Origin of the sequence: Roseomonas sp. TAS13, from assembly GCF_001950415.1 — a bacterium.
GTDB classification, from domain to species: domain Bacteria; phylum Pseudomonadota; class Alphaproteobacteria; order Acetobacterales; family Acetobacteraceae; genus Roseomonas; species Roseomonas mucosa.
Map to the genome: position 1 here is coordinate 1 of NZ_BDLP01000659.1, position 1,273 is coordinate 1,273.

The 1,273-nt window shown below is 71.9% G+C and carries 1 protein-coding gene; it reads right to left on the reverse strand.

Going from position 1 to position 1,273, the window contains the following annotated elements:
* A partial coding sequence (locus tag ROTAS13_RS24605) for a leucyl aminopeptidase (RefSeq protein ID WP_253187772.1) occupies positions 1–1,273 on the reverse strand: 1,273 nt, incomplete at both ends.

Here is a 1,273-nt window from a genome sequence, read left to right on the forward strand (position 1 = left end):
CCGACAGCAGGGCGGCCGAGGCAGCGCCGCCGGCCACCGCCGCCTGGGTGTCCTCCGCCGGCTCGGCGGCCGGGAGCGGCATGTCCTCGTAATGCTCCGCCACGAGGCGGTCGAGCAGCCGCACGCCCCAGGCGGTGGCGCCCTTCGGCGTGGTAGGCTGGTCCTTGCCGCTCCAGGCCGTGCCGGCGATGTCGAGATGCGCCCAGGGGCAGCCATCGACGAAGCGCTGGATGAACTGCGCCGCGGTGATCGAGCCGCCGGGCCGCCCGCCGACATTCTTCATGTCGGCGATGTCGGAGCGGATCTGCTTGTCGTAGGCCTCGCCCAGCGGCATCCGCCAGGCGAGCTCGCCGGTCGCCTTGCCGGCGGCCAGGATGCGTTCCGCCAGGCCGTTGTCGTTGGAGAAGAGCCCCGCGTGCTCGTTGCCCAGCGCCACGATGATCGCGCCGGTCAGGGTGGCGAGGTCGATCATGAAGGCGGGGTCGAAGCGCTTCTTGGCGTACCACATGATGTCCGCCAGCACGAGGCGGCCCTCGGCGTCGGTGTTGATCACCTCCACCGTCTGGCCGGAGGCGGTGGTCACCACGTCGCCCGGGCGCTGCGCCGTGCCGGAGGGCATGTTCTCCACCAGCCCGACGATGCCGATCGCGTCCACCCTGGCCTTGCGCCCGGCCAGCGTGGCCATGAGGCCCGCCACCGTGCCGGCGCCGGCCATGTCCCACTTCATGTCCTCCATGCCGCCGGCCGGCTTGATGGAGATGCCGCCGGTGTCGAAGGTCACGCCCTTGCCGACGAAGCAGAGCGGCTTCGCCGGCTTCTTCGCGCCCGTGCCGTTCCAGCGCAGGATCACCGCGCGCGGTTCGCGCGCCGAGCCCTGGGCCACGCCGAGCAGCGCGCCGAAGCCCAGCTTGCGCATGTCCTTGGGGCCGAGCACCTCGACATCGAGGCCGAGCTTCTCCAGCTTCGACAGCCGGTCGGCGAATTCCTCGGGGTAGAGGACGTTCGGCGGCTCGCTCACCAGGTCGCGGGTGGTGAAGACGCCCTGGGCGACGGCCCGGCCGGTGGCCCAGGCCGCCTTGGCGGCGGCGGGATCGTCGCAGAGCACCTTCAGTGCGGTCAGGCGCGGCTTGTCCTCCGCCTTCTCCGTCGTGCGGTAGCGGTCGAAGCGGTACATCCGCAGCGTGGCGCCCAGCGCGGCGCTCGCCGCGCCATTGCCACCCGGCGCGGCGCCTGTCTCTTGATCACCTCTACGCACAGCTCCACCGTAAGGCGA